Origin of the sequence: Vibrio sp. Y20_XG_PY13 (assembly GCF_024181925.1) — a bacterium.
In the GTDB taxonomy this organism is placed as follows: Bacteria; Pseudomonadota; Gammaproteobacteria; order Enterobacterales; family Vibrionaceae; genus Vibrio; species Vibrio parahaemolyticus.
On the sequence record NZ_JAMZAL010000003.1, the window covers coordinates 172,400 to 195,692 of the forward strand.

Annotated in this window: 24 protein-coding genes; 12 read left to right on the forward strand and 12 right to left on the reverse strand. The window is 46.1% G+C overall.

Annotated elements, in window-relative coordinates; genetic code table 11:
* The first annotated feature begins 323 nt into the window (after positions 1-323).
* Positions 324-572 (forward strand): hypothetical protein, encoded by a 249-nt coding sequence (locus tag NL646_RS09775; protein ID WP_020838321.1) that lies wholly within the window; start codon positions 324-326, stop codon positions 570-572.
* Positions 573-579: 7 nt separating this feature from the next.
* Here the strand turns inward: NL646_RS09775 and NL646_RS09780 are convergent, their stop codons facing one another.
* Positions 580-747, reverse strand: a complete 168-nt coding sequence (locus tag NL646_RS09780; protein WP_005466428.1) for a hypothetical protein — start codon at positions 745-747, stop codon at positions 580-582.
* Positions 748-1,069: 322 nt separating this feature from the next.
* Between NL646_RS09780 and NL646_RS09785 the strand changes: the two genes are divergently transcribed.
* Positions 1,070-1,546, forward strand: a complete 477-nt coding sequence (locus tag NL646_RS09785) for an Lrp/AsnC family transcriptional regulator (RefSeq protein ID WP_005465952.1) — start codon at positions 1,070-1,072, stop codon at positions 1,544-1,546.
* Between the two features lie 80 nt (positions 1,547-1,626).
* On the opposite strand, the gene NL646_RS09790 is transcribed toward NL646_RS09785, so the two are convergent.
* Both NL646_RS09790 and NL646_RS09795 read right to left on the reverse strand, forming a co-directional pair.
* The gene (locus tag NL646_RS09790; protein ID WP_005484721.1) at positions 1,627-2,334 is read right to left on the reverse strand and encodes a DUF445 domain-containing protein; all 708 of its coding nucleotides are present in this window, start codon (positions 2,332-2,334) and stop codon (positions 1,627-1,629) included.
* Positions 2,335-2,929: 595 nt separating this feature from the next.
* On the reverse strand, positions 2,930-4,780 hold the full coding sequence (locus tag NL646_RS09795) for an ABC transporter ATP-binding protein (RefSeq protein ID WP_005468225.1): 1,851 nt from the start codon (positions 4,778-4,780) through the stop codon (positions 2,930-2,932).
* 403 nt (positions 4,781-5,183) lie between these two features.
* Here NL646_RS09795 and NL646_RS09800 point away from each other — a divergent pair, with 403 nt between their 5' ends.
* Positions 5,184-6,185 carry an arginine deiminase-related protein gene (locus NL646_RS09800; RefSeq protein ID WP_020838319.1) on the forward strand — a complete coding sequence of 334 codons (1,002 nt, stop codon included), beginning with the start codon at positions 5,184-5,186 and terminating at the stop codon, positions 6,183-6,185.
* 112 nt (positions 6,186-6,297) lie between these two features.
* On the opposite strand, the gene NL646_RS09805 is transcribed toward NL646_RS09800, so the two are convergent.
* Entirely contained in the window at positions 6,298-7,221 is a 924-nt protein-coding gene (locus NL646_RS09805) for an AraC family transcriptional regulator (protein WP_025540660.1), read from the reverse strand.
* 364 nt (positions 7,222-7,585) lie between these two features.
* Here NL646_RS09805 and NL646_RS09810 point away from each other — a divergent pair, with 364 nt between their 5' ends.
* From NL646_RS09810 to NL646_RS09820, 4 genes are all read left to right on the forward strand, one after another.
* A complete protein-coding gene (locus tag NL646_RS09810; protein WP_253664153.1) occupies positions 7,586-8,035 on the forward strand; it encodes a cupin domain-containing protein in 450 nt (149 codons plus the stop codon).
* Positions 8,036-8,070: 35 nt separating this feature from the next.
* Entirely contained in the window at positions 8,071-8,205 is a 135-nt protein-coding gene (locus NL646_RS23355; RefSeq protein WP_005461377.1) for a hypothetical protein, read from the forward strand.
* 58 nt (positions 8,206-8,263) lie between these two features.
* Positions 8,264-8,914, forward strand: coding sequence for a carboxymuconolactone decarboxylase family protein (locus NL646_RS09815; protein ID WP_005461376.1), 651 nt, complete (start codon positions 8,264-8,266; stop codon positions 8,912-8,914).
* Positions 8,915-9,169: 255 nt separating this feature from the next.
* Positions 9,170-10,408, forward strand: a complete 1,239-nt coding sequence (locus tag NL646_RS09820) for a DEAD/DEAH box helicase (protein ID WP_253664154.1) — start codon at positions 9,170-9,172, stop codon at positions 10,406-10,408.
* Positions 10,409-10,461: 53 nt separating this feature from the next.
* On the opposite strand, the gene NL646_RS09825 is transcribed toward NL646_RS09820, so the two are convergent.
* Positions 10,462-11,163 carry an MOSC domain-containing protein gene (locus tag NL646_RS09825; protein WP_253664155.1) on the reverse strand — a complete coding sequence of 234 codons (702 nt, stop codon included), beginning with the start codon at positions 11,161-11,163 and terminating at the stop codon, positions 10,462-10,464.
* 111 nt (positions 11,164-11,274) lie between these two features.
* Between NL646_RS09825 and NL646_RS09830 the strand changes: the two genes are divergently transcribed.
* Complete coding sequence (locus NL646_RS09830) at positions 11,275-12,090, forward strand: helix-turn-helix transcriptional regulator (protein WP_021452870.1); 816 nt, start codon at positions 11,275-11,277, stop codon at positions 12,088-12,090.
* 88 nt (positions 12,091-12,178) lie between these two features.
* A complete protein-coding gene (locus NL646_RS09835; protein ID WP_253664156.1) occupies positions 12,179-13,171 on the forward strand; it encodes a zinc-dependent alcohol dehydrogenase family protein in 993 nt (330 codons plus the stop codon).
* 48 nt (positions 13,172-13,219) lie between these two features.
* On the opposite strand, the gene NL646_RS09840 is transcribed toward NL646_RS09835, so the two are convergent.
* Positions 13,220-14,533, reverse strand: coding sequence for a 6-phospho-beta-glucosidase (locus tag NL646_RS09840; protein ID WP_253664157.1), 1,314 nt, complete (start codon positions 14,531-14,533; stop codon positions 13,220-13,222).
* A 115-nt stretch (positions 14,534-14,648) separates the two neighbouring features.
* Between NL646_RS09840 and NL646_RS09845 the strand changes: the two genes are divergently transcribed.
* Positions 14,649-15,581 carry a LysR substrate-binding domain-containing protein gene (locus tag NL646_RS09845; protein ID WP_253664158.1) on the forward strand — a complete coding sequence of 311 codons (933 nt, stop codon included), beginning with the start codon at positions 14,649-14,651 and terminating at the stop codon, positions 15,579-15,581.
* Positions 15,582-15,602: 21 nt separating this feature from the next.
* Here the strand turns inward: NL646_RS09845 and NL646_RS09850 are convergent, their stop codons facing one another.
* From NL646_RS09850 to NL646_RS09865, 4 genes are all read right to left on the reverse strand, one after another.
* Positions 15,603-16,688, reverse strand: a complete 1,086-nt coding sequence (locus NL646_RS09850; RefSeq protein ID WP_253664159.1) for a methyl-accepting chemotaxis protein — start codon at positions 16,686-16,688, stop codon at positions 15,603-15,605.
* 269 nt (positions 16,689-16,957) lie between these two features.
* A complete protein-coding gene (locus NL646_RS09855) occupies positions 16,958-17,653 on the reverse strand; it encodes a VC0807 family protein (RefSeq protein ID WP_005477491.1) in 696 nt (231 codons plus the stop codon).
* 201 nt (positions 17,654-17,854) lie between these two features.
* Positions 17,855-18,340, reverse strand: coding sequence for a sigma-70 family RNA polymerase sigma factor (locus NL646_RS09860; RefSeq protein WP_025520459.1), 486 nt, complete (start codon positions 18,338-18,340; stop codon positions 17,855-17,857).
* A gap of 84 nt (positions 18,341-18,424) precedes the next feature.
* Positions 18,425-19,111: a DJ-1/PfpI family protein gene (locus NL646_RS09865; RefSeq protein WP_069502869.1), complete on the reverse strand. Its 687-nt coding sequence runs from the start codon at positions 19,109-19,111 to the stop codon at positions 18,425-18,427.
* A 126-nt stretch (positions 19,112-19,237) separates the two neighbouring features.
* On the opposite strand from NL646_RS09865, the gene NL646_RS09870 reads away from it, so the two are divergent.
* Together NL646_RS09870 and NL646_RS09875 are read left to right on the forward strand one after the other, a co-directional pair.
* On the forward strand, positions 19,238-20,194 hold the full coding sequence (locus NL646_RS09870; RefSeq protein ID WP_253664160.1) for a LysR family transcriptional regulator: 957 nt from the start codon (positions 19,238-19,240) through the stop codon (positions 20,192-20,194).
* Positions 20,195-20,321: 127 nt separating this feature from the next.
* Positions 20,322-20,861, forward strand: a complete 540-nt coding sequence (locus tag NL646_RS09875) for a CAP domain-containing protein (RefSeq protein ID WP_025591804.1) — start codon at positions 20,322-20,324, stop codon at positions 20,859-20,861.
* 76 nt (positions 20,862-20,937) lie between these two features.
* Here NL646_RS09875 and NL646_RS09880 read toward each other — a convergent pair whose 3' ends face one another.
* Together NL646_RS09880 and ahpF are read right to left on the reverse strand one after the other, a co-directional pair.
* The gene (locus NL646_RS09880) at positions 20,938-21,357 is read right to left on the reverse strand and encodes a VOC family protein (protein ID WP_021484316.1); all 420 of its coding nucleotides are present in this window, start codon (positions 21,355-21,357) and stop codon (positions 20,938-20,940) included.
* A gap of 342 nt (positions 21,358-21,699) precedes the next feature.
* Complete coding sequence (gene ahpF, locus NL646_RS09885; protein WP_025577831.1) at positions 21,700-23,268, reverse strand: alkyl hydroperoxide reductase subunit F; 1,569 nt, start codon at positions 23,266-23,268, stop codon at positions 21,700-21,702.
* Positions 23,269-23,293 lie beyond the last annotated feature (25 nt).

A 23,293-nucleotide genomic window follows, 5' to 3' on the forward strand; every position in this document is an offset into this window, starting at 1 on the left:
AACTGGTTTGCGGGGTAAATCGAGATAACAAAGCGTTACGAAAGCTCGACCTAGCCAACTGTAAAGTTGTCACGCGCCTTACTAAATAATAAGCCCTAACAATAGCTTATGTGTGATGTGTCGTATTATTACACACATAGGTGCTGTTTTTCATATAAGTGGTATAAAAGTTGAGGTCTGACCAAGGTCTCAGTTTTTTCATACTTTAGTAGGATTTTTTGAAGATAGGGCACAAAAAAGTAAAGGGGCTTTTTTATTGTGGAATTATTTTGAACAAAATATGTCAATTGTCAGTAGCACACAAAAATTCAGGGAGAAGAGAGATGCCGGATATATATTGCTCAGCGTGTAGAAAATCAACGCAACATAAGGTGATCATGAAGCGTTGTGAGCCTCAAGCCGTTGACACGTTAACCGGTAAGGTGGTGAGTTTCACGCAACTGATGGCGAAGTTTGTCTCAGGTGAGCACTATTACGAGATGGAACCACAGTATTTCTGTCGTTGCTGCAACCACCGAGCCATCGGTGAAGTGGTACCTCACCCGGCAAGACACGTATCGGCCGCCCTGTAGTTTAACGTTAGGCTGCTAAAGGTTCTTCGTTGGAGTAGGGCGATCCGTCGATCATCACTGGCCAGCCATAAGATGCGTATTCACGTGCTAAAAACTTCGCGACTTCGTGAGAAACCGTGGTGTATGTCCATTCGCCAACACCAAACGGTTTGTACGCCAGTTGTAAGGTTAACATTGCTTTTTCCTCAATAATTTTTCCTATTATTGCCTTACTATTTGGCTCATTTCTTCTGTTTATAGCTCACTTTATTCTCTGCAAAGTTCATCGTTTCACTTTTTCATTCACACCGATTTTTCTCTTATAAATGCCGTGTGAGTACCTTTGTTATTTATAAACTTATGTTAACAAGTAGGATGTGTTTTTAGGTTGATGATGGCTTTTTGTGCTAAGCAAACGTTAAAACTAAGCGGAATTCACACGTTGTTCATTTGTTAGTTTGCAAACATAACGGTAACGATTAATGTAAAGCTCCCTGAGTTGTTACAAGGATGTGTTGATGAGCTACCAATTAGACAGGATTGATCTGCATATTTTGAGAGTGCTTCATTCACGCGGACGAATTCCAGTCGTCGAACTGGCGAAGCAGATTAACTTAACCACGTCGCCGTGCTCAGATCGCGTCAAAAGGCTTGAGAAAGAAGGCTATATCAATGGTTATCATGCCGAGTTGAATGCTGAAAAATTAGGATTGGATGTTCAGGTGTTCATTCATATTCGTTTGGATCAAACCAGCTTCTCGATTTTTGAAAAGTTTGCCAAAGCGGTGGAATTGATGCCAGAAATCGAAGAGTGTTATTCGCTCTCTGGTGACTTCGACACCATGATTAAAGTCCGAGTGAAGAACATGAAAGCGTATCAAGAGTTCATGTCGAGTAAGCTAGGCACGCTACCGGGTGTTATTCAGACGCGAAGTGAAGTGGTGATAGAAGAGCACAAAACGGGATTTGGTGTGAATCCGGAGCTATTAGGCTAACGCATTTGTCGTGGTACAGGACATAAAAAAGGAGCCAACGGGCTCCTTTTTCGATAGGTCTCTCGATGTTTAGTGAAGGATTATGCGCCGATAAAGGTGCTAATAACACCAATCAAACCACCAAATACGCCACCCCAAACTACTAGCCAGCCTAGGTGTTCTTTAATCATTTTTTGCACCATTTCTTTAACCAATGCCGGCGTTAACTCGCTAAGGCGTTGGTCGATGATGCCTTCGATGTTCTGCTTAATCTCATCCATCATGGCTGGTGATTCAAATTGCTCTTTCAAAGCTTCTTTAATACTGTCGCTCTTGCTCAGTTCGATGATGGACACTTGCATCTTTTCGACGAAAGGTTGTCGCATCGGCTGTAGAGCTTCCGCACCACCAAACATCGCTAGCATGCCGCCAAACTGGGAGCCTTCAATGACTTCTACCAGTGAGTCAAAGGCCGGGTTTAGATCCACTTTCTCAATCACAGGTTGAAGATCGATGTTCACACCGCCCGCCATTTCTTTATTCAAGAATCGGTCGATGTTCGCTTCGGTAAAGAACTGTTCCATCATCAAATTTTTGATCGCCAGTTTGAATTCTTCAAACCTTGCGGGAATCACACCAGAACCGTATAAGCCCGGCACTTTTTCAAACAGCATGTGGATGGCAAGCCAGTTAGTGATGGCGCCAGAGAAGGCAAAGAGACCTGCATACCAAAGATAGTCGTTCTGAAATTGATGGCCTGCGCCCATCAAAGCGATGGCGAGCAGATTCGTTAGCAAACTTTTGTTCATAGTGACCAGTTATGTATGAATAGAGGAAGAAATAAGTGGGCCAGATTCTATACCTAAGTCACATTGAGATGCTAGGTGTTGAGCAGATTGGTTTACGTGGAAGCGTAGGAGATAATTGAGGCTTTAGAAAAACAAAACCCGACAATCATTGTCGGGCCACTGCTTTTTCTTAGAAAAACTAAGATTCTATTTTTTTAATTTTTAGATGCGGTAGATCTTACAACAAAGTTGGCATTTCCATCTTTCTGAATAGCCGAATAGCTTGTCAGCCCAACTAGGTTTTACTTGTACGATCTGCATTGAACCACATTTACACATAAGCTAATTACCTTATTGTTAATTTAATAACTAAGCCATCTATTGAGTATAGCTGCTTATCAAAAAGTGAAACGATAAATGAATTCAGCTAGGTACTCTGCATTGTGTCCATTGCAATAGATACGCAACGAGGCGCTATATTAGCAGAAAAAGTGTGATCTTCATCATTGTTGGTGTTTCATAAATGAGAATAAGTGAGTTCGTCAGTTCAGTGCTCATGTAATTCGAGAATAAAAAACGGCGCTTTAAGCGCCGTTTTTAAAGGGATGAAGCGGTGTTAAGAAGCTTGTTGATTGTCTAGTTCTTCACCAAGAAAACCGCCAGTTTGGTGTGCCCAAAGCTGTGCGTAGATGCCGTTATGAGCGATCAGCTCTTGGTGCGAGCCTTGCTCTACGACGTTACCTTTGTCGAGAACGATTAAGCGATCCATCTGGGCGATGGTCGACAATCGGTGTGCTATTGCAATCACGGTTTTTCCTTGCATGAGCTCGTTCAAGCTTTCTTGGATAGCCGCTTCGACTTCTGAGTCCAGAGCTGAAGTTGCTTCATCCAGTACCAACAGCGGCGCGTCTTTCAATAACACACGAGAAATAGCGATACGCTGACGCTGACCACCAGACAACTTCACGCCTCGTTCGCCAACTTGCGCATCGTAGCCGACATTGCCAAATGGGTCTGTCAGTGTTTCGATGAACTCGTGAGCGTGCGCTTGTTTCGTCGCTTTAAGCAGTTCCCCTTCTGAGGCGGTTGGGTTGCCGTACAAGATGTTATCTCTTATTGAACGGTGCAAAAGAGACGTATCCTGTGTCACCATGCCAATTTTCGAGCGCAACGAATCTTGCGTGACGTCAGCAATGTTTTGACCGTCAATCTTAATGCTGCCTTCTTCCACATCATGGAAGCGTAACAGCAAGTTCACCAACGTGGATTTGCCTGCGCCAGAGCGCCCAACCAAGCCGACTTTTTCTCCAGGTTTGATGTCGAGATTCAGATGGTTGATGACGCCTTTGTTTTCACCGTAATGAAAGCTGACGTTATCGAACTGGATGCCACCTTGAGATACGACCAAGTCTTTCGCATTCGGTTTGTCTTGGATATCGATAGGTTTGGACAGTGTTTTCATGCCATCCACGACAGTACCCATGTTTTCAAACAGGGCTCCTACTTCCCACATGATCCACATCGACATGCCGTTAACGCGCAGCGCTAGGCTGACCGCAATAGCAATGGCACCGACGCTAATCGCGCTGTCCAACCACAGATAAATCGACAAAGCCGCGACGGAAAACACCAAGATGTAGTTGGAAATTTCAACCGCCACGTCAAAGCCCGTAACCAAGCGCATTTGACGATAAACCGTGTTGAGAAATCCTTTCATGCCTTGTTCGGCATATTGGGTTTCTCGCTGGCTATGTGAAAACAGCTTCACGGTTTGGATGTTGGTGTAGCTGTCGACAATACGGCCTGTCATGGTTGAGCGCGCATCGGCTTGCTCAGAGGCCACATCTTTCAGTTTCGGTACAAAGTAAATCTGAATCGCGATGTAAACCAAAAGCCAGACAATCATCGGAATCATTAAACGCCAATCTGCAGCTGCTAACATCACGACCATACTGGTGAAGTAAACCGTCACGTAGACAAATACGTCCATGCTCTTCATGACCGTTTCACGTACTGCGAGAGAGGTTTGCATCACTTTGGTTGCAACGCGCCCTGCAAAATCATCTTGATAGAAGTTCAGACTCTGATTGAGCAGATAACGGTGAGCAAGCCAGCGAATGGACATTGGGTAGTTACCCAACAAGGTTTGATGCACCAGCAAAGAGTAGATAACAACCAAAAGTGGCATTACAACCAGAAGTAAGACGCCGTAAAAAATCAGATCCGCTCGGTTATCTTGCAAAAAGGTTTCTGGATTGCTGGTGGAAAGCCAGTCCACCAGTTGGCCCATTGCACCAAATAGCATGACTTCGACGATGGCAACGATCGTCGACATCAGTGACATGATGATCAGTGGCTTTTCATACCCTCGGGTGTAATGGCGTAGAAAGGCAAAAATCCCTGAAGGGGGCTGATCGGGCGTAGATTTGGGAAACGGCTCTGTGAAGCCTTCAAATCGTTTAAACATAACTCATCCTAAAGTTAAAACAATGCCATCTCGGTCTACTGAATCCATCGATTTACACTGCTTGGACATGGCAGTGCGCACCGAGATAGGTGGTAAGAAATATCGTTGTCCGCTAGCCAGAAAAGCAGACGAGTTTGTGAGAGGGGCGAAAAAATAGTCTAACCGATCGCCTTTTAAATGTAACTAGTTGGTTATGAACTGAATTGAAATATCCCATTTATTGTATTTGTCATGTCCGAGCCACAAAAGCGTAAACCAGCAAAGTGACAATAAAAAATCGTGTTTCGCTGTCCAATTGCAGGAAAAATTACTTTTAGAGAATAGAAATAATCGCGAAAACAGCAAAACTGGAGTTAACAATAAATTTACAATCTCTCCATTCTAGAGATAAGGAATGTATTGGATGCTATTACACGAATCAGTACCCCAATTTGCTGATGGGAAAGAAGAAAGCACACAAAGTGCTCTGCGCCAAACCGCAAACTGCGTAGTGATGGTGCCACCTAAAGAATTTCGTTTTAATGAAGAAACGGCGCAAGACAATGAGTTTCAGCATCAGGTGTCATTGAGCCAGAAAGAAGTATCACAAAAAACCATGGCTGAATTTTCGGCAATGGTTGCCACGTTGCGCCAAGAAGGAGTGCAAGTGGTGGAATTTGACTATCCAGTTTCTGATGTTGCGACGCCAGATGCGGTATTTCCAAACAACTGGTTTAGCACGACACCAGACGGCACGCTTTATACCTTCCCAATGGCGTGTGAAAACCGTCAGCATGAGGTTCGCCCGGAAGCGTTAATTGCCGCGCTAGCCGCTGCAGGACGTGAAGTTCACCAACAAAGCAGCCTAACGGATTACCTAGGCGATCACGCGTACCTAGAAAGCACTGGTGTGATGGTTTTTGACCATCTAAACAAAACCGTTTATGCCGCGTTGTCACAGCGTTGTGATCGCCTAGTGTTGGAAGATTACGCGAATCGCATTGGTTATGAGCGCGTGATTTCATTCCAAACGCGGTTGCCATCGGGTTCGCCGATTTACCATACCAACGTGATGATGGCTGTGGGTGAGCAGTTTTGTGTGATTTGTGATGAAGTGATCCCAGAATTTGAGCGTCGTTTTGTTTTGAAGTCTCTGGCAAAAGATAAACAAGTTATCTCAATTTCGCTTGATCAGATGAACCAGTTCTGTGGCAACATTCTGCAACTGGAAACCATCAACGGCGACAAGGTGATTGCGATGTCTCAATCGGCGTACGAAGCATTCTCACCAGCACAAAGAAACCAATTGGCGACACACGGTAAATTGCTGCCATTCGACGTTTCCACCATAGAATCTATTGGTGGTGGTTCTGTACGTTGCATGTTGGGTGAAGTGTTCTTACCGAGTCGCAAAGCTGTGCTTTAACAAACTACACATTTTTTGTCAGCCGCAGTGAAGTGCTGACGAAGCGTTCTCTTCATGGGTTTTTAGCCGTTAGCTCTGTGGCAGTACAGACTAACGGCTTTTTTGTGCCAATTTAGCCCAAATTTTCTCTTAGCGATTTGATGTCTTTAGACGGCGGTGCGCCAAACAAGCGGCTGTATTCCCGACTGAATTGAGACGGACTTTCATAGCCGACTTTGAATGTCGCAGCCATGGCGTCTAAGTTTTCTGTCAGCATCAATCGGCGTGCTTCACTTAAGCGTAACTTCTTCTGAAACTGTAATGGTGTCATGGACGTCATGGAGCGAAAGTGCGTGTAAAACGACGATTTACTCATACCTGTGTACGAAGCCAAATCTCCAACACTTAATGGTTTGACAAAGTTGTTTTTGAGCCAGTCGATGGCTTTGGCTATTTGATGGCTATGGCTGCCCGCAGTCACGATTTGATGGAGACGCGTGCCCTGTTCACTCATCAAAAGGCGATAAAAAATCTCCCGTTTAATGATGGGCGCTAAAATTTTGATGTTTTGGCCTTCGTCTAATAATTCTGCTAAACGTACAAACGCATCCAATAGAGATTCCGACAACTCACCGACAGCAATGCCTTTTTGCGCTTCTTTGGATTGAGTAAAGGCAAGTTCGCTATCGACAATCAGTTGGGAAATCTCGGTCAAATCCAGCTCCATGATCAGCCCTAAATAAGGTTGCTCTTCACTGGCTTCGATAATGTTGGCAATGATAGGGAGATCGACAGAAGAAATCAGGAAGTGGTTGGCATCGTAAATAAAGCTTTCCTCTCCCAATAAGACTCGCTTCCTGCCTTGCGCGATAAGACAAATACTTGGATTGTGGGTATAGCTCGTAGGCGGTGTCGGGGTTGTCCAACGACTGAACCTCAACCCCGAAATTGGCGTGTCGTATTGGTTTGCGTCTCCCGTCCATCGATCAATCAGTTTGGCTAATTTCTGAGTGGCGAATGCTCTACTTGGTAAGCTGGTAGGTGATAAATCTGACATCGCGAAAAGGCTCTCGGATTATTGAGGTTGTTATTCAATGTATATCACGACATTTTGCGAAGTAAAGATTATCAGGCAAGGCGCTGTTTTCCTTTTGTGCAATTTTGAACCGTTCCAATTTAAACGTTTTCAATCTCTATTCTTACTTATTTTGCTTTTAAATTAATGTTTTATTTATTGTTCTTGGCAGAAGAAGAGACGGTTGGTCGTCTCTAGTACCAAAATGTAAGTCCAATTGTTTGGAAAATTAGGCAAGTATTAGCCATGAATAGGCTAACGATAAATGGCCTACGGCGTTAACGTATCTACACAGTTTGGCGAATGCTCGATACGCATCCTGCATTCCATAAAGAGACGTAGAGCAATGGTTAATCACACAGCAAAAACACAGATTCCACAATCACTAACAGCCGGAGTATTTAACGGCCGTGGCATTTTTGATTTCGGGGCAAAGAACGAAGCGTATGCCGATTACTTCACGGGGACAAGCTACTTGGCGTTGCTCAACCTACCGGGGCTGATCGTAGCAAATGTGACGTTTGAACCGGGCTGCCGTAATTTTTGGCACATTCATCACGAAGGCGGACAAATCTTGCTCGTGACGGGAGGCCGCGGGTGGTATCAAGAATTTGGTCAGCCAGCGCAAGCGCTCAACGTGGGCGACGTCGTGCATATTGCACCTGGCACTAAGCATTGGCACGGCGCAGCTAAAGATAGCTGGTTTTCACATGTAGCAATAGAAATACCCGCTGAAGGAGCAAGCAATGAGTGGTGTGAACCCGTGACGGACGAAGAGTACGCAGAGCTTGGCTAATTGAACGCTAACTTAAGGACGTCGGAGATCTGACAATGACAGGCAAGCCAAGTAAATATCAAACTTACATGAGCGTACAGATTGCGCTCATTGGTGTCGCTTTTATGGCTCCTCAAGTCGCTTCGGCGTGTGGTCAACCAACGGAAGGTTCTGACAATGATCGCGATTAAAACTTCAATCAAGTCCATATTAATTTGGGTACTGACTATGACAACGATATCCGCCGTTATGCCTGCTTTTGCAACAGATAAATTGAGTAATAAAGAACGAGCCATCGTTCCAATCGCGGCTTTCACCGCAAGCGGTGACGTAGAAAAACTCAAGATTAGCCTGAATGATGGTTTAGAAAGCGGCTTAACGATCAATGAGATTAAAGAAGTTCTTGCTCAACTATACGCTTACGCAGGTTTTCCCCGCAGTTTGAATGGATTGGCTGCTTTTATGGAAGTGGTTGAAGTGCGCAAAAATCGTGGTATTACCGACACATTAGGGCGTGAATCGACGCCGTTGACGGCAGATAAAAGCAGCTTAGAGCTAGGCAGTCAGAACCAAACAACGCTGGTCGGTATGCAAGTCAAAGGCCCGCTGTTCGACTTTTCACCTCAAATAGATCAGTACTTAAAAGCCCATTTGTTTGGTGACATCTTCGCGCGTGACCTCCTGACGTGGAAACAACGAGAAATTGCCACGATTGCAGCGCTGGCAAATATCAACGGAGTGAACAGCCAGCTTGCGGCGCACTACAACATCAGCATGAATAATGGCGTGTCTGCCGAAGAACTGAATGATTTCATTCTGGTTTTAAAGCAGTGCTGTGGTGAAAGTATTGCGAGTAATGCTCAATCAGTACTGGATTCGGTGTTAGACGCCAAAAACTGATTGTTTTGGGTTTGGGAGATGTGTTCAATCGCTTTCTACACCAAGTAACGATTTACAATGTAAAACCGTTTTTAAAAGCGCAGGGTTTCGGCTCGGCGCTTTTTTGTTTTCTGAAGATTTGCATCGGCGCCGCTTGGTTTAAGCGCCTAAAATAGGATGGTTCACCTAGCAGATTGTGGTAAAGTCCGCGCCTGCGTTTTACCGCATCTTCATTGTTTTTATTGCTTCTTCAACCAAAAGTACAAGGTTTCGCTAATGCCATTTTCTACTCTCTCATTGAGTTCTGAGCTGATTCACGCCCTGCCAAAAGACTTCAAGAAACCGACCGATATTCAAGCGTTGGCCATTCCTGAGCTGTTGGCTGGTCAAGATCTATTGGCTTTGGCAAATACAGGCAGCGGCAAAACACTTGCTTATGGTTTGCCTTTGTTGGAAAAGCTGAGTGTCAATCCAGAGCAAAAAGCGCTGATTCTTGTGCCAACTCGTGAGCTGGCAATGCAAGTGAGTGAAGCTATTAACCAAGTTGGTCAAGCTCTTGACCTCAACGCAGTGTGTTTGTGTGGCGGAGTTGATAAAGAGCAACAACATCACGCGCTAGCGACAAATCCACATATCCTTGTCGCGACGACTGGTCGTTTAGTTGACCTAGCAAACAATGGCTTTGATTTGAGCAATGTTCATTATCTAGTATTGGATGAAGCCGACCGTTTGTTGGACATGGGCTTTTGGCCTGACGTAAAAAATATTGCGGGGCTGATTTCAAACCATCGTCAAACGGCAATGTTCTCGGCTACGTTTTCAGATGAGTTAAAGGGTAAAGTGAAGCTACTTATGCAGGCACCAAAGCAAGTCGCAGCGCATCAAGAAAACAGCACTAATCAAGACATCGTTGAAACGTTGTACTTGGTCAATAAAGGCAGCAAAACCAAGGCGTTGATTGAACTGATTCAAAAAAACGCGTGGACTCAGACGTTAGTCTTTATTGGTGCGAAAGAGAACGCCGATGGCTTAGCGAAGAAGCTGAATAAAGCGGGCATCTCAACCAATGCGCTGCATGGCAATAAGAGTCAAGATGAGCGAGAAGAAGCACTGGCGCAGTTTAAATCTGGGCAAATTCAGGTGTTGATTGCCACCGATCTACTAGCGCGCGGCATTCACATTGAGCAATTACCTGTAGTGATCAACTTTGAACTGCCAATGCATGCAGAAACTTATGTTCACCGAGTAGGACGTACCGCTCGCGCAGGCGAACAAGGTGTGGCGATGTCATTGGTATGTCATGGTGAAATGGACGCACTGAGCGCGATTCGTCACCTGACTCAACGTGAGTTACCAGTGCAAGATCTGGTAGGTTTTCCAGTAACGGACAAGCCATCAACTGGCGAGAGCAAACGCGCGCCACGCGATAAAAAAGCCAACCGCCGAACTAATGCTAAGAAGAGCATTAAGCAGTTTCAAGGTAAGTTGAAACGCCCAGCCCCGAGTGCGAAGTAAACCAAAAAACACGCTCTTGACGGCATAGTCGGTTCAGAGCGTGGCTTAAAATTTTACTTTGGGGTGTTCGCCGTTGGGCCAATCAAGCGCATTTCCCAATCTTCAACTTCGCCGGTTTCTAGGCGGCGCTCGACCAACTTGCCCCAAGATTCAACCAATGGCAGTTCTGCCAGTTGGCTTAGCTCTGTTTTATCCAGGCAGCCAGTGAAAACCGCGCTCATGATGCGAGCCAGTGGCCATTCTGGATAAGGTCTTTCGCACAGAATAATCTCGTCACCTGCACCGATTTCGCCTTCTTCCAGCACTCGGAAATACCAGCCTGTTCGAAGCGTATCTTGCAGTCTTCTCGCCATGTCGTGTTGGTCAAAGCGTACGTTAAGTTTCCAACAAGGCATGCGACCTTGCGACACTTCCAGTAGTGTTGAGCCGATGCGAATTTTATCTTTCAAGCAAATCGTGGATTCGGTTACGCCTTCGGAGCTGATGTTTTCGCCAAAGCCGCCGGCGGATTGGAAAATGGTTCTTTCGCCTAATTCTTGTTGCCAGATTGGGTAGTGCTCGCTTGGGTAAATATGACGCGCTTTTTGAATGCCACCATGAAAGCGCGGATCGCCTTGCTCATCACTGATAAAACCGAGCTCTGTTGCGTGCTGGCGCTCAGGCAGCACTTGTTTATTGATTGCGCTTAGCGCTCCATGAGCATAAGGGACGGTTTTCCCTGCTAGCACAGCTTTTACGACGCCGATTTTCTTCATGTAACCTCCTTATTATTTGAATGAGAGATAAAGTGTTTACCTTCATTCACGATGCGGAGCATGATAGCCTAGAGAACTTGTGTCGGAATAGGGATGAAAAGACAATCAACAATGCTAACTCGCCAAATTGATTCGAAGTCAGGCGTCATCACCTCCAATGAGATGATGGCCGCGAATCCCCATTCTCCTGTTTTGGTGAAAACCATCGACATGCCAAAAGGTTACATTGATGCGTTGCATCAACACACTTGGCATCAAATCATCTTTCCTATTAAAGGGTTATTGCAAACACAAACGGAGCATTATCAGCATTTGGTTCCGCACACTTCTGCGTTATTTGTTCCTGCGGGCGTTCAACACGAGTCGATTGCTCTAAGCAACACGATATTTGTTGGCATTTACCTCAACCCTGAGTTTGGCGCAACGTACGAGCCACAAGTGAGAACCATTGCTTTAACGCCGTTTTTAAATGAGCTTTTACAAGAGATCCGCAGACAGTGTGAAGGTGAGACAAGCCACGAAGAAGTGCTGCATTTGCTGGCGGTGTTGCATGATCAAATTTTGAAAAGCAACGTGCAGACATTTCAGTTATTGCTGCCACAAGACAGAAGACTAAAACTGATTTTCGAGCAGTTGACCGACGAGCCCGCGTTGAGCTGTTCGCTAAAAGAGTGGGGAGAGAAAATTGGCGCGTCTGAGCGCACTTTATCACGGTTGTTCGCCAAGGAATTCAACACTTCATTTCTGCTTTGGCGGCAACAAATTCGGCTAATTTACTCGCTTTCTTTGTTGGATGAATCGTTGCCAATCCAAGCCATTGCAGACCTAGTGGGTTATCAAAACGACTCATCCTACATCAAAGCATTTAAAGCCTATTTTGATATGACGCCACAACAGTTTAGAGTGAACGGCGCATCGCGCAGGTAGAAATACAGATCTTCGACTTCACTTAATGCTTTTGAGAAGAAGCCAAGAAACGTCCCTTTTTAATTTCAATTACATGGTATGAATAACAATGGCACCAACGATAAATACACGAGTTAATCAATTCTGTTTTGGTCAACCCCAAACGTCGCTGTCGTTGGAAAAAGTGCCCCTAAAACCGCTTGCTCAGGGCAAGGTTCGGGTGCGACTGGAAGCCACCAATATTAACCCAAGTGACTTGCTTTCCATTCATGGAGTTGGGCAATACCGCCGCGCTCACGTACCACCTCGCGTGCCGGGGTTTGAAGCGGTTGGGCGTGTGGTGGAAGTCAGTGCTGTTGGTCAAACTGGCTTTCAAGTTGGGCAAAAAGTGTTGGTGGCGATGAGTGGGACTTGGCAATACTACATCGATGCTTCGCCCGAGAATCTTTTTCCGTTACCTGAAAGTTTGGATAACGGCTATGCCTGCCAGTTGTACATCAACGCGCTAACCGCGTGGGTTATCACCACTAAAGTGGCTAAGTTGAACAAAGATGATGTGGTGATCATCAATGCGGCAGGGTCAGCGATCGGTAAGATATTTGCCCAGCTCGCCCATTCACTGGGTTTTACACTGATTGCTGTGACTTCAAAGCCAGACGAGTATCCGTACGATACGATTCCAGTATTGGACGCGAAGCAAGACTTACACGCGCAACTGCAAACGCGCAAACTGCCACAACCAACGGCCGCTTTGGATGCGATAGGCGGTAAGACTGGCACGGATCTCATTCGTACCTTGAAAGAAAATGGTCAGTACATCAACTACGGGACATTGTCGCTAGCGCCTTATACGCCAGTGTTTTTTGAGTCCGTGAAGGCCAACAACATCGACTTTAGCACCTTCTTTTTGCGGTATTGGGAAGAATCGGTAGGCAAAGGCGGGAGAAAGACGGTATTCGCTGAAATGTTAAAACACTTTATTGCCAATGATATAAAGCTCGCAGTTGCACGCTACTTACCGTTAGAAGCATTTCAAACTGCGATTGAACAAATTGAAGAAAAATCACTAGCGCGGAGTGGCAAGATTATTCTAACCATGTGAATACAAAAAGGGATGGCACTCACCATCCCTTTTGCATTTTAGTTAGGATTAACGAAACTGCGGCATGTAGTCGAGGTTCGCTTGAATTGTTTCTTCCAATGCCTGCTCTAGAATCGTCCCTGTTGTGACAAGTGGGTTCAGAATCAACGCCCGGTGCGCCGCGTTGCGGTTGCCAGTGACCGCGGCTTCGACAGTGAGCGATTCAAAATCCTTCATCAATTGAATCAGGCGCAGCGTATCTGTTGGGAACGGCGCAACATTCAAAGCAACGGGCCCTGATTTAGTGATCATACAGCTCACTTCCACAGTGCAGTCGTCCGGCAAGCCAGCAATCGCGCCGTTGTTGCGAGTGTTCACGTGCATGATGGTGCGTTTGTCATTGTAGATTGAGCTCATCAGCGCACAGGCCGCTTCTGAGTAATATTGGCCACCGCGCTTTTCGAGTTCTTTTGGTTTCTCGTTAAGCTCTGGGTTGCGGTAGATATCGAACAGAAGTTTCTCCATCGCTTTGACCACTTCGCCGCGAGTGCCTTCGCCGTTCGCTTCTTCAATTTCCTGCTTCATGATGTCTTCGCTGGTGTAATAGTAGCGAAGGTATGCGCATGGGATCATCCCCATATTGCGCAGCAGTTCTGTTGGCCATTCGAATGGAGGAATGTTTTGTGGAACGAGAGGATCGTTGCCCGATAAGATCTCTTCGACTACCTCTTGCAGCTTATCGCGACCTTCATGCAGGATCTGGCGCGCCCAGATAAAGTGGTTCAAACCCGCGACTTGCAATACAAAGTCTTGCTCGTCAGCCCCCAGCATTTGCGCGATGCCTTTTTGCATGATCACTGGCACATTGCACAAACCGACCGCTTTTACTTTGGTGTGTTTGAGAATTGCTTCGGTCACCATGCCCGATGGATTAGTAAAGTTCAGCAACCAAGCGTCTGGACACAACTCTTCCATCTCTTTACAGATTTCTAGCGCGATAGGAATGGTGCGACAGGCATTAGCAAAACCGCCTAAACCATTGGTCTCCTGACCGATCATGCCGTATTTAAGCGAGATGCGTTCATCGCGGATGCGACCTTCCAAACAACCCGCGCGAAATTGAGAACAGACAAAATCGGCGTCTTTTAATGCGGGTTTGCGATCCAGCGTGACGTGAACATCAATATGAGACAGGTTGTTTTTCGCCAACATACGGCGTGTTAAGTCGCCAATGATGCTGACTTTCTCTTTGCCATCTTCAATATCGACCAACCACAACTCGCCGATAGGCAGTTCATGATTGCGCTTGATGAGACCTTCGATAAGCTCAGGCGTGTAACTGGAGCCTGCGCCAATAATGGTAATTTTTAGATTCTTTTTCATCGTGCTGTTTCTCGTTATGGATAAGACAGTTTGATTTAAAAGCATCGTGATTCGCTATACAAACCAATTTAAACTTGCTATGCATTAGCCTTTCTAATTTATGTCGAGTGCCAAGATGGACAGAAAACAGCAGATGCTCTCTAACATGTACACTTTCGCCGTTGCTGGTAAGTGCCTCAGTTTTACCAAAGCCGCTGAAGAGTTGTTTATAACCCAAGGGGCAGTGAGCCAACGCATTAAGTCACTGGAAGATCAACTGGGTTTCAGCTTGTTTGTGCGTATGACTCGGCGATTAGAGCTGACCAAAGAAGGTGAGCGATTACTGCATGCATTAAACCAATCGTTCGAAGTGATTTTCTCTGAGCTCGAAGACATCAAATTCAACGAGCTGCGTGGCGAGCTTTACATCGGCGTGGCCCCTACGTTTGCACAGAGCTGGTTATTGCCGCGTATGGTGGAATTTCAGCGTTTGTACCCTTCTCTCAATATCAAGCTTCGAGTAAAGGCAAGCCGATTAGATTTCTTACATGAGCCCGTTGATATTGCGATTTACTACAGTGACAGCGAGCATCCGGGGTTCCATCATCAAAGGCTATTTGATGAAGAGTTGATGCCGGTTTGTAGCCCTGAATACAGCCAAATACATTTCTCCGATGGTGTGAGTAGTGCCAGCCAATTTGAGGCCGTGACCTTTATCCATTGCACTGAATCGTTAGAAGCAAACGAGCCAAATCATGAATGGCAGAGCTGGTTAGCAAGCCAAAGCAACCCTGAGCTGAAATCGCTCAATGTGATGGAGAAAACCTACCTTTTTAACCATGCCGATATGGCAATCATTGCCGCCAAAAACAGCATGGGAATCGCAATGGCGCGGGCGTCTTTGGTGCAAGCCAGTTTGGAAAAGGGAGAGCTCGTCGCGCCTTTTGAACGCGTAAATGCTGGGAGAGGGTACGATTTGATTTGTTTAAACGGCCAGCAGCACAGACCGAAAAATGCGGCGTTTATCGAATGGCTAGAAACGCAGCTACCTCCCCTTGCATCGCAATAAAAACAAAGGGAGGCATAAGCCTTAGTTTGCGATGATTTCATCCATCAAGCGGTCAATGTGAATCACCACTTGCTCACTCGCGTCTTCCATCGAGTTGATGGAAGTCACCATGCCGGCCATATTTCCTGACTTCGCGTGGTTCATTGCATCACGGCCGCTATCGTGCACACCTTTGTGTGGCGCTTCGAGCTGCGCGTAGCTTCTTAGTTGGCTATATGCTTTGCCGTCACCTCTGTAGTACCACTGGCCCAATCGACATTCTGAATGGCTATTGACGGTTTCACCAAAAGAGCCACTTTGCAGCAAGCGATAGATGTTGTTTTTCCAAATGGCATGATCAAGCTTGACCGTATCGAGGAAAGAGCGGGTAGACGCAAAGTGGATCACCCGTTTCATGTGCTCTGATTTGACAACCACCTCGTTGACGATTGAGCCAATTTGCGCCGAAGAGGCGGAGACTTCTTCTGCGCAGATTTGGTTTTCATCAATCGCGCTTTTGATGGAGCTGACTTGGGTTAGCACCTGATTAACCAGTGAATCAATTTGTTCGCTCGCTTCACTGGCTTTGCCTGCCAAATTTCTTACCTCGTCCGCCACCACTGCAAATCCGCGGCCTGCTTCACCAGCGCGTGCTGCCTCAATCGCTGCGTTGAGAGCCAATAAGTTCGTTTGGTCAGAAATCTCTTGGATAGTAGATACAAGGTGGGAAATAGAAGTCGCGGTGTTATCTAATATCTGCACAGATTCAATGCTTTGAGTGGCTTGTGAGCTGATTTTTACGGCTCGGTCATCCAGACGTGCGAGTGCTTGATGTGTTTGCTTGAACATATCATCAAGCAGCTTTAGCTCCTCGTTTTCATGCGCCATAGATTGAGCGCTTTCGACCATCGCTGTGCGAATGGTTTGGAGCATATCTCCGCCTTTCAAGCTGCTCGACATCAACTCGTCGCTACTTTCGTAACGCTGTTGCGTTGTGTTCAGTAGTTGTTTGGCTTCTTTTAACTGACGTTCCAACGTATCAACGTCGGTTTGGTACTTGTCTTTAAGGCTCGCTAATTCCTGCTTAAGCGCCTCATTTTCCATTTTTAATTTTTTTGATCCGAACATATTTTTTATAAATGCAGCAAGGTTTTAAAAAATTCATGTTAAATCAGTTGGATAAGCAATGCACCATGACTTTCATATACTTGTTCATTTTTGTCACATTTTTTATGTGGGTTTTCATAAAAAGAGCGAAAGTCGCTCCTATCAATGTGAACGTGGTCAACACTGAGTGACGGATGAGTGAATCTAAATGGAAAGCTATGGAATAGAAAAGGGCGGGTGGAAGATAGGGGAAGAGGGCTCTTCCCCTTAGTATTTCGAGTGCTGAGGTTTTACTTTATGTGGAAAATTTGTTCAGTTTCAAGAGACGTCATTGCGCGAATTTGACGCCAAATGTAGTAAAAAATACCAAACATCATCAACATGCTAGGAATGGCGATCATTGGGTAGCTGTAAAGTGTCAACTTACCGAGCTCTTCATTGAAGGCCGCGGTGCCTGATGGACTGGTGACGATCCACGTAGCAAGGAAGTAGTTCATTGCAGATGAGAATGCAAAGGTGCTTGCGAACAAGTAGTTCGAAGACATTAGGCAACGTTCGAACGCATCAGTTTTACCATTTTCTCTCAAACGCTCGTTAATCAACGCGAGGTTCAAAACCGTGTCGTTCAATACCATTTTTTGCATCAATGGGTAGCGGGTAAAAGTGGAGCCCAATACCGCGATGCCGATCAGGCCGGGAATCAAGGCTTCTTTCAAGGCTAACCAGCGAGTATCAAGCTCCAACAAGCCAATGCCGCCAGTTAATAATACGCTGATAAAACCAAGCGCTGAGATAAAGTTAAATTTCTTGTTGCGGATGAGATCCATACCGCCGTATACCACAGGAAAGAGCAAAGCGACAACCAGTGCCATTGCGGTTCCTAGGTGCTCTTCACCACTGTATTTCATCAAGATGAACGAAGGGATGAATACGTTAAAAAGGATCTCGAATAGGGGATTCGACTTTTTCGCCGTCGTGTTACTCATAATTTCCTACTGACTCTATTATGTCGGCTGCCATTGTACTTTGGGTGGAAGTGTTCATCCAGTAACGCCAGATGTAAAGCGTTAACGCACCAAGTTATGTAACGACTTATGAAATAGACCCGAGCATAGCCAGTTAGTTGGCATGATTGACCAAGTTTTTTTGGTGGCTAGGTGAGCTCCATACCAGTAGGAACTTCTGTCTTAATGGTTTCCTTGCTGCGCGATGAGCTGGTTGCGCGCTCTGAATAATCGAGTCGCCACCGTGTTGTGATTGAGCCTCAAGGCTTGTGCAATCTCATCATGATTCAGCCCAGCCACTAGGCTCAAGAGCAATGGCTCTCGGTATTTGGGTTTGAGAATCATCATTTGTTTTTGAAGCCAATCTTGGGCCATGTCGTGGTCACTGCCGGGGTAGGTTTTTGTCTGTATTGCACACTCATCAATGTCGACAAAATCGTACTGTTTTCTATCAAAGCGCCGAGCATTCTCACGACGCAAAATAGTGATGAGCCAAGACTTCTCGGCGTTGGGATCATTTAAGTTATCAAAGAATCGCCACGCTTTCAGGAAGGTCTCTTGCGCCAAATCTTCAGCAATGTGTTGATCTTTGCACAGCCAATATGCGAGACGATAGATATCTTGGTATCGCTCTTTCGTCAGTGTTTCGTAACGTTTTTGTTTTTCCATAACATTAAGACCTGAAGTGTAGAAGTGGGCTGCAAGGTAACCTCTGAAACACCGAAGGTTACCTGTGGTTTCGTCCTTGCCCGTTTAAAATGGCTGGGTAGAAAAACGTGAGTATTGAAGGGCGTCTGCGACTTCTTGAGCTTTAGATTCTGAAGTCATGAGATGCAGTAATTTAAGGGCGGCCTGATAGCTGACTAGGCTGCCGTTTGAGGTGATGACTCCATCATCAACCACAAAATTCTGGTCGAACTGTACATCAACTGCTGGATAGTCTTTTTGTAATCCGTTTTCACCTCCAGCCCACGTCGTTGCTTTCTTACCGTTTAAAAGGCCAGCCTCGGCCAATAGATATGCACCAGAGCAATTACTTGCCATCCAATCTGCCGCCTTTGATGTGGTTTGAATAAAGTGAATGAGATCCTTGTTTTCGATTAGCGCATCCATGTCGTAGCTGGATGTTAAAACCAGCACGTCGAGTTCTGGCTGATCGCCAATCCAAGCATCCACACCAATTTTTAATCCCTCTTCAGTGGTGATGGTTTTCTGATCAGAGACGGAAATGGTGAGCACTTCATAATCACTAAACCAAGTCAGCCGACTTGCGACGCCAAAGACCTCTAGAGGCGCAGTGACATCAGAGGTCAGTACGCCGTCGTAAACCAGAATGCCAATGCGTTTATCCGCCGCATGTGCCGCTTGCAGCATCCCAAAGAATAGGACTAAGGTCGCTATTAGTAGATGTAGTGCATTCTTTAATCCATTTTTACCCATTGCTTTTTCCTCGCTAACAGAGCATCAAGTTATTGAGATTCATTATATTTGGGCTGATTGGTGATTGAAGAGCCACTTTGTCTTTACTAAAGTGAATAAAGTTCACGAATGGAATGCACGAGTTTTATGGATAAGATACGGTCCCTACGATTTTTTATTGCCACTTTAGAAGGTGGCAGTTTTGCTGCGGCCGCCAAAGCGTATGGCACAGACCCTTCTACAGTGAGTAAGGCAATCCATCGTCTTGAAAGCGACTTGGGAATACAGCTGTTCCAGCGTTCTACGCGACAGCTCCGTCTGACAGAAGCTGGTCGTCGATACGCAAATACCGCTAGGTTTGTACTGGACGAACTGACTGCGTGTGAGGATTCATTAAAAAGCCACAATGATGCGCTTTCAGGACTGCTTAAGATTAATGTGCCGGTCTCCTACGGTCGCCTTTACATTCGCCCTTTATTAAAAGAGTTTTGTCGCCGCTACCCCAGCATCACTATCGATATTCATTACGATGACGCCTACGTTGATATTATTGAACAAGGGATTGATGTGTCGATTCGTTCTGGTGTCGTTCAGGACAGCCAGTTGATCGTGCGCCAGCTGAGTCCTATCGATTTTATTATTTGTGGCAGTCAGGATTACTTAACACGGCATGGTGTTCCGAGTGGCCCAGACGCATTCAATGACCATTCTTGGGTTCGTTTTCGTTTTAAACAAACGGGGAAACTGTTGCCGATTCGGATGCCAGAACCAGACGGTGCAAGTGAGTATAACCCCGAGAGAAATTTTATTGTAAACGACGGCGAATCGATGGCAGAGCTTTGCGCAGAAGGCTTAGGGTTAACTCAGATTCCTCACTTTATCGCGAGAGATTGGCTCAAAGCAGGGCGTTTAGTGCCGATATTTCCGAGCATGCGTCAAGCAGGAAATGGCGTGTATCTTCTCTATGCTAACCGGGAATATGTGCCTGCCCGAGTGAGGGTGTTCATCGATTTTATCACTCAAGCAATACAGGATATGGATGAAACGCCATTCCATACGTGGGCTGAAACGTTGCCGATTTACCAACCGAACCAAGGTGATTGAAAACTTCATGTGAGTCTTTGGTTAAAACACCCCAAGCCATATGGTGCTTTTATTGGTTTTTGTTAGGTTATTGGGCGTTATTATCGAAAAGCGCAGTTTGCTCTTCGTCACTCATAAAGGAAAGACAATGCCAACTAAGATCTTAGTGCCAGTTTTGGCTCTACTTCTCAGCGCATGTGGCGGCGACGGGGAGTCGTCAGCACCTGTAGAAAACGGTTCTCAAAACACAGGTTCCACATCGTCACAAGGCACATTTGCCGAGCAGATGCTCGCAGCGGTCAACAGTGCTCGCTCTACCAAACAACGGTGTGGAGCAACCACCATGCCACCTGTTGGAGCACTAACTTGGAGCTACGATTTGGAAAGCGCGGCTTATCGACATTCGAGCGATATGGCGAACAGCGATTTCATGAGTCATACAGGCTCTGACGGCAGCACGCTGTCAGATCGAGTCAACGCAACGGGCTATGCTTGGAGCGCTATTGGTGAGAATGTCGCCGTAGGGCAAAGCTCCATTAACGCCGTCGTCAATGCTTGGCTATCGAGCGAAGGTCACTGCCTCAATATCATGAGTGCGGATTTCGATCAGATGGGCGCGTCGCTTGTCGAAAATCACTCGGCAAGCTACGGGTATTACTGGACTCAGGTTTTTGCCAAACAGCGCTAATGCGATAAATAAACCTGATAGATAAACTAAAACGCCAGCAGTCACCAGCTGCTGACGTTTTGTTATTTAAGTCTTTTTAGCTTGTCAGGTTACGAAGTTTTGGATCATCCGTCAGGTATTCAACAAATTCGATCTCAAAACCTGCAGGGTCAACAAAATACACATTCTTGCGGTATGGCTCATCAGCCCCGGGTTGGGCAATCGGGTAACCTGCATCGGTCAGTCTTTTGATGATGGCATCGACGTTGTTGGTCACATAAGCAAAATGCGCTAGTCCAACTTGATGGCCACCCAAATCGCGGTTCTCCCCTTCACCGTGGTCACTCATCGCAATGTATTGGTACTCATCGCCAAAGTGCAGCCAGTTTCTATGCTTGCCGCTCCATGTACCTTCCCCCTCGTCACGCACGTACCAATGTGGAAATGCAGTTTGATAAAACTTCAGCATTTCAGGGATGTTTTTCACGACTAAATTAATATGTTCTAGTTGGATCATGATGTGCTCCTTTTTGTCATTTCCTAGCCAACGATGAACATGCTAAAACCTCAAGTTAAGTCGAGGTAAAGGGCTATTTTAAATTTTTTAGGGTTGGTGTCTTTGGAGCTTGATACATGGAGAGATTCGGTGGGGTGGTACTTTGGATCTGCGAGTTGGGTTAGGTGCATGTAACCCTCCCAAAAACCAAAAAAGCCAGCAGTTAGTACCTGCTGGCAAAGTCTTTGGGCTTCTAGGATTTTTGCTTTTCTTTCTTGCCACTCCGTTCTACACGTTGCCCCGATTGGTTTTCAGGGGAAGAAAACACTGCACCGTGCGCTTTGTGTTCAAGAAATTTGGAGATTAACCTTGCTTACGGATTAGGTAGTCAAACGCGCCTAAGCTTGCTTTTGCACCTTCACCCATCGCAATGATGATCTGTTTGTAAGGAACCGTCGTTGCGTCACCGGCTGCGAAGACACCTTCTAGGCTGGTTTCACCACGGCTACCGACTTCAATTTCGCCGCGCTCAGAAAGCGCTACTTCTGAATCTTTTAGCCATTCTGTGTTTGGTACTAGACCGATTTGGACAAAGATACCTGACAGTTCAATCTCTTTGATTTCATCTGTGTTACGGTCTTTGTACTTCAAGCTTGTTACGCGAGTACCGTCACCCACTACTTCTGTGGTTTGCGCCATCGTGATGATGTCGATGTTTGGTAGAGAGTTCGCTTTGTCGATAAGCACTTGGTCTGCGCGAAGTACGTCTGCAAATTCAAGAACGGTTACGTGCTCAACAATACCTGCTAGGTCGATAGCCGCTTCGATGCCTGAGTTACCACCACCGATAACCGCGGTTTTCTTGCCTTTGAATAGCGGGCCGTCACAGTGTGGGCAGTACGCGACGCCTTTGTTGCGGTACTCTTGCTCACCCGGAACGTTCATTTCACGCCAGCGAGCACCAGGGCTTAGGATGACACTCTTACTTTTCAGCGTTGCGCCGCTTTCAAGTTGGATATGAATCAAGCCATCTTCTGTATGTGCTGCGCCCATCAGTTTTTGCGCTTGTTGCTCAGTCACGACGTCTACGTCGTATTCTTTTAGGTGCTCTGCTAGGTCAGTCGCCAGTTTTGGACCTTCAGTACGTTTTACCGAGATAAAGTTCTCGATTGCCATGGTGTCCATCACCTGACCACCGAAGCGTTTAGCGACAACGCCAGTGCGAATACCTTTACGCGCTGCGTATAGTGCTGCTGCACTACCACCAGGGCCACCGCCGACCACTAGTACGTCGTATGGGTCTTTTTCGCTCAGTGCTTTGGCTGCTTTCTCGCTCGCACCGTCATCCACTTTGTTTAGGATTTCAGTCAGAGACATACGACCTTGACCGAATAGCTCTCCGTTTACGAATACGCTTGGTACTGCCATGATGTCACGTTGTTTCACTTCATCTTGGAAGAGTGCACCGTCGATCATGGTTGCTTTCACTTTCGGGTTGATCGCCGCCATCATGTTGAACGCTTGAACAACGTCTGGGCAGTTTTGGCACGAGAGTGAAATGAACACTTCAACATCCAATTCTTTATCTAGTGCTGCGATTTGTTCAATCACTTCTGGATCTAGTTTGATTGGATGACCACCAGAGTGCAGTAATGCCAATACCAGAGAGGTAAATTCGTGACCCATTGGTAGGCCAGCAAAGCGAAGTGCTGTGCCTTTTACAGGATTGGTCACCGTCATCACTGGTTTACGTGCGCTTGCGTTGTCGTCACGTTCAACGGTGATAAAGTCGCTCATCTCTGCGATTTGGTTCGCCAGAGACAGAATGTCATTCGATGCTTTGCTTTCATCTAGACTAACCACTAGACGAACGTCTTCTTTTACATTAGCCAGATATTGTTTGAGTTGTTGTTGGATCGCTTGGTCTAACATAGTTGTTGTTACCTTAAATAAACAA

Coding starts and splice junctions, on each gene's coding strand:
- NL646_RS09870 (WP_253664160.1), top strand. CDS start 19,238: ATGGATAAGATACGGTCCCTACGATTTTTTATTGCCACTTTAGAAGGT.
- NL646_RS23355 (WP_005461377.1), top strand. CDS start 8,071: ATGACAGGCAAGCCAAGTAAATATCAAACTTACATGAGCGTACAGATT.
- NL646_RS09815 (WP_005461376.1), top strand. CDS start 8,264: ATGCCTGCTTTTGCAACAGATAAATTGAGTAATAAAGAACGAGCCATC.
- NL646_RS09830 (WP_021452870.1), top strand. CDS start 11,275: ATGCTAACTCGCCAAATTGATTCGAAGTCAGGCGTCATCACCTCCAAT.
- NL646_RS09795 (WP_005468225.1), bottom strand. CDS start 4,780: ATGTTTAAACGATTTGAAGGCTTCACAGAGCCGTTTCCCAAATCTACG.
- NL646_RS09865 (WP_069502869.1), bottom strand. CDS start 19,111: ATGGGTAAAAATGGATTAAAGAATGCACTACATCTACTAATAGCGACC.
- NL646_RS09875 (WP_025591804.1), top strand. CDS start 20,322: ATGCCAACTAAGATCTTAGTGCCAGTTTTGGCTCTACTTCTCAGCGCA.
- NL646_RS09835 (WP_253664156.1), top strand. CDS start 12,179: ATGGCACCAACGATAAATACACGAGTTAATCAATTCTGTTTTGGTCAA.
- NL646_RS09855 (WP_005477491.1), bottom strand. CDS start 17,653: ATGAGTAACACGACGGCGAAAAAGTCGAATCCCCTATTCGAGATCCTT.
- ahpF (WP_025577831.1), bottom strand. CDS start 23,268: ATGTTAGACCAAGCGATCCAACAACAACTCAAACAATATCTGGCTAAT.
- NL646_RS09850 (WP_253664159.1), bottom strand. CDS start 16,688: ATGTTCGGATCAAAAAAATTAAAAATGGAAAATGAGGCGCTTAAGCAG.
- NL646_RS09880 (WP_021484316.1), bottom strand. CDS start 21,357: ATGATCCAACTAGAACATATTAATTTAGTCGTGAAAAACATCCCTGAA.
- NL646_RS09800 (WP_020838319.1), top strand. CDS start 5,184: ATGCTATTACACGAATCAGTACCCCAATTTGCTGATGGGAAAGAAGAA.
- NL646_RS09810 (WP_253664153.1), top strand. CDS start 7,586: ATGGTTAATCACACAGCAAAAACACAGATTCCACAATCACTAACAGCC.
- NL646_RS09790 (WP_005484721.1), bottom strand. CDS start 2,334: ATGAACAAAAGTTTGCTAACGAATCTGCTCGCCATCGCTTTGATGGGC.
- NL646_RS09780 (WP_005466428.1), bottom strand. CDS start 747: ATGTTAACCTTACAACTGGCGTACAAACCGTTTGGTGTTGGCGAATGG.
- NL646_RS09845 (WP_253664158.1), top strand. CDS start 14,649: ATGGACAGAAAACAGCAGATGCTCTCTAACATGTACACTTTCGCCGTT.
- NL646_RS09775 (WP_020838321.1), top strand. CDS start 324: ATGCCGGATATATATTGCTCAGCGTGTAGAAAATCAACGCAACATAAG.
- NL646_RS09860 (WP_025520459.1), bottom strand. CDS start 18,340: ATGGAAAAACAAAAACGTTACGAAACACTGACGAAAGAGCGATACCAA.
- NL646_RS09785 (WP_005465952.1), top strand. CDS start 1,070: ATGAGCTACCAATTAGACAGGATTGATCTGCATATTTTGAGAGTGCTT.
- NL646_RS09805 (WP_025540660.1), bottom strand. CDS start 7,221: ATGTCAGATTTATCACCTACCAGCTTACCAAGTAGAGCATTCGCCACT.
- NL646_RS09825 (WP_253664155.1), bottom strand. CDS start 11,163: ATGAAGAAAATCGGCGTCGTAAAAGCTGTGCTAGCAGGGAAAACCGTC.
- NL646_RS09820 (WP_253664154.1), top strand. CDS start 9,170: ATGCCATTTTCTACTCTCTCATTGAGTTCTGAGCTGATTCACGCCCTG.
- NL646_RS09840 (WP_253664157.1), bottom strand. CDS start 14,533: ATGAAAAAGAATCTAAAAATTACCATTATTGGCGCAGGCTCCAGTTAC.